Below are 2738 nucleotides of genomic sequence, written 5' to 3' on the forward strand. Positions count from 1 at the left end.
TTGGGCTTGGCCATCACCCAAGTGGGGGCCATCAACCATGACGCCAAACGACACGCGGCAATTGGACCCATTCGAGGCAACCGTCTGAGTGCTGACGAGTTCGGTCTACTTGCGCACGAGACCATCGTGCAATCGCAAGTGGCCGAGTCCGCAGCAACCCTACAAGCACAAAATGCGTTGGCCACGCTTGCAAAGCTCAAACTGACTGCCAATGAAATGGCAGAGATAACGGCTCTAGCTGAGCGCATCAGCACACGGGCTGCCGAGGGGCTGTAAGCCCTCGGACAGCGCCGATTCGCGCAGCGAGTCGGCATTGATAGAGGATGCCAAGCGCAACGGAGCGAAGCGCAGTGCAGCGCGGCGGAGAGGGCTTTAGCCTTCTCCAAGAGAACATACTTTGCGAAGCAACTGATTAAACTGCCTGCCACGCCAGTAGCACAAGGCGCACAGCTGCCTTGCGACAACCGTGCACCCTGAATGGCTCAATCAAAGCGGCATCCGCTGAGCCCCAGCCAGGAACGCCCTCGCCAATGCCTCCCGGACAGTCCAAACCGCCACTTCCTGAAAATCCAGCCGGTCGCGTCCACGCTCTTCAAGCGTTTCAAAAGACAACCGTTGCCGTGCCAGGTCTGAAAGCAGTTTTCGCTCTGCGTCCGTAAGCAGTAACCACGGACCAGGGACCATGCGTTCAAAAAGCCAATAGTCCACCGCATCAAATTCGGAAATTTCTTCTTCGGCGTTCATCCCAACCTCGCAACATAGCGGGCGTATGAATAGCCCTGCGTATCAATAAACAAAATCGGCCGCCCAGTGGCCACGACCATGACGCAAGCCCTCGCATTGGCCACTGGAAGGGCCAGGCACTGGCCTTCCAGCCAATCGGTGTCCCGGCACAAATTTCTTGCAAAAGCATCAAACCCGAGTGGGTCCATATCGATGCGCTTGAAGACAAAAACCGTTCGAAGCTCTCCACCGCCCAGCTCTGACAAGTTCCGTGCTTTGCACGCGAAACTTAAGGGGATGGGCAGCTTGAGAACAGTCACCGGTCCGGCTGGACCGGTGAACTGTTCAGAAGTCAACGACAAGCGCAAGCTGATCGCATCATTGCAAACGTCCACCAGGTAAGTCATGGGTTACGGCCTTTCAATTCAGCGGCAACCCGATTGGCCAAGTCAACCAAATTGACCACACCGGCCGCCACGGCACGCAACTCGTTTTCATCAAGAATTTTGATAAAGGTCGATGCTCGGGCCAGCAGCTCACACTGAGCGACAACGCCCCACATACCAAATTGCGCCAGGCTCTCCAGTGCCGAAAGGTCGTGCCGGCCATAGCCGCGCAAATAGTCGCAAATGCGGTTTTCGATTTCGGCGCTCATGCTGCACGCTCCATGTAATAGACGCTTGCAGCAGTTGCCCGCTCTCGGTCAAGGTAAGCCGCTTGGCCTGCGCTGTAGCCGTTGAGCCTGCGCACGGCCGCGCCGTGATAGTTCGGGTCCAGCTCAATCCCCAGGTATTGCCTGCCAACTGAGCGGGCGGCAACCAGGGTTGAGGCTGAGCCAGCGAATGGGTCCAGCACCAAACCATCTCGGGGACAAAACGACTCAATCAGCGGTGTGAGCACGCTCAAAGGCTTTTCGGTGGGGTGATAGCGGTTGCCCGAATAACTCCAATCGATCACATCCCCGATCGGGTGTTCAGGTGGGCGGGGACTGCCTTTAGCCAGGAGATAAGCGTTTTCGTGGCTGTACCGCATCAGGCGTGAAGCCGAGGCGTAACGCTTCGGGAAAGTGATGTGCCCAACGATGCGAAAACCTGCGGCCTTCCAGGCGGCATAGAACAAATCGGTTTTGGTCCAGCCGTAGAAACTCACGCACAACGAATCAGGCTTGAGCACTCGATACGCTTCCCGAAAAGCAGGCATCAGCCAATCGGCCTCAACGTCGTTTTTGATGCTACGGCCCTCGCGGTCTTTGTAGTTGACCAAATAAGGCGGGTCGGTCAGGATGAAATCGGCGCAAGCCGGGGGCAGCGTGGGCATGACGCGGCAGCAGTCGCCCAAAATGATGCGGTTTGCATGCATGTGAACACTCCGAAAATGTCAGCGGTGGAAACGCTTCTTTGGGAAGTCAAACCACCATGCACCCGGTGCCAACACAACGAAATGAGCGCATGCCCGAAGCAGCCCCCGGAAATGGCTGGGAGCTGAGGCTGGGCACGTATAAATAGAGAGCGGGTCCCGAAGGGACGACACGAACGGCTTTATGCCGTGACCAGCCTCAGCAGGCGCACCTGACGAGAGCTGGCCTGGCCGCCCGGCTGCGACAAGATGGCTTGCCATCGCGGCCGGGTGGCTAGGCCAGCTCTCGACGCGAGAAGCGCAGGTGACGGGCATCGAAGATGACCGACGCGCCGGTCCCAGCCAGAGCCGGGGGAAGATTCGGGCATGCGCTCATTTCCTACGCAAACCACGATCGGGAGTTTTGAAAATCCCCGCCCTGCGGCCAAAGCCGCATACAAACCTTGCACCAGGAGTAGCGAAGCGGATCACTGGTGCCTCGAGGCGGGGTAGGTTTGAACCCACATCTCCCGCATAGATCACCGCAACAGTCACGCACGCATAATTGAACTGGTCGACGCGGGAGAGCTCGAAAGCAGCACTCAGTCGAGCACGATCAAAAAATTGCGAACAGCAAATACGCCATACGTACTTTGAGGTCACGCTGAATCGTACGGATA

At 57.5% G+C, this 2738-nt stretch carries 6 protein-coding genes; 1 reads left to right on the forward strand and 5 read right to left on the reverse strand.

Annotated features, from left to right (window positions below; translation table 11 throughout):
• Nucleotides 1-276: hypothetical protein (locus Q0341_RS03195; protein WP_299510511.1), on the forward strand; the 276-nt coding region annotated here is incomplete at its 5' end.
• A 210-nt stretch (nucleotides 277-486) separates the two neighbouring features.
• On the opposite strand, the gene Q0341_RS03200 is transcribed toward Q0341_RS03195, so the two are convergent.
• The 5 genes from Q0341_RS03200 to Q0341_RS03220 form a co-directional block, all read right to left on the reverse strand.
• Nucleotides 487-744, reverse strand: a complete 258-nt coding sequence (locus Q0341_RS03200) for a hypothetical protein (protein ID WP_299510512.1) — start codon at nucleotides 742-744, stop codon at nucleotides 487-489.
• A complete protein-coding gene (locus Q0341_RS03205; RefSeq protein WP_299510513.1) occupies nucleotides 741-1130 on the reverse strand; it encodes a hypothetical protein in 390 nt (129 codons plus the stop codon). The genes Q0341_RS03200 and Q0341_RS03205 overlap by 4 nt, the downstream gene beginning before the upstream one ends.
• Nucleotides 1127-1378, reverse strand: a complete 252-nt coding sequence (locus tag Q0341_RS03210; protein ID WP_299510514.1) for a hypothetical protein — start codon at nucleotides 1376-1378, stop codon at nucleotides 1127-1129. The genes Q0341_RS03205 and Q0341_RS03210 overlap by 4 nt, the downstream gene beginning before the upstream one ends.
• Nucleotides 1375-2082, reverse strand: a complete 708-nt coding sequence (locus tag Q0341_RS03215) for a DNA methyltransferase (protein ID WP_299510515.1) — start codon at nucleotides 2080-2082, stop codon at nucleotides 1375-1377. The genes Q0341_RS03210 and Q0341_RS03215 overlap by 4 nt, the downstream gene beginning before the upstream one ends.
• Nucleotides 2083-2451: 369 nt before the next feature.
• Nucleotides 2452-2738 (reverse strand): hypothetical protein (locus Q0341_RS03220; RefSeq protein WP_299510517.1); only part of this gene is annotated, 287 nt, incomplete at its 5' end.

This window comes from uncultured Limnohabitans sp., assembly GCF_937889215.1.
GTDB lineage: Bacteria > Pseudomonadota > Gammaproteobacteria > Burkholderiales > Burkholderiaceae_C > Limnohabitans_A.

Excerpts from the sequence above, each read along its gene's own strand:
- Q0341_RS03200 (WP_299510512.1), bottom strand. The coding sequence starts at position 744 with ATGAACGCCGAAGAAGAAATTTCCGAATTTGATGCGGTGGACTATTGG.
- Q0341_RS03205 (WP_299510513.1), bottom strand. The coding sequence starts at position 1,130 with ATGACTTACCTGGTGGACGTTTGCAATGATGCGATCAGCTTGCGCTTG.
- Q0341_RS03210 (WP_299510514.1), bottom strand. The coding sequence starts at position 1,378 with ATGAGCGCCGAAATCGAAAACCGCATTTGCGACTATTTGCGCGGCTAT.
- Q0341_RS03215 (WP_299510515.1), bottom strand. The coding sequence starts at position 2,082 with ATGCATGCAAACCGCATCATTTTGGGCGACTGCTGCCGCGTCATGCCC.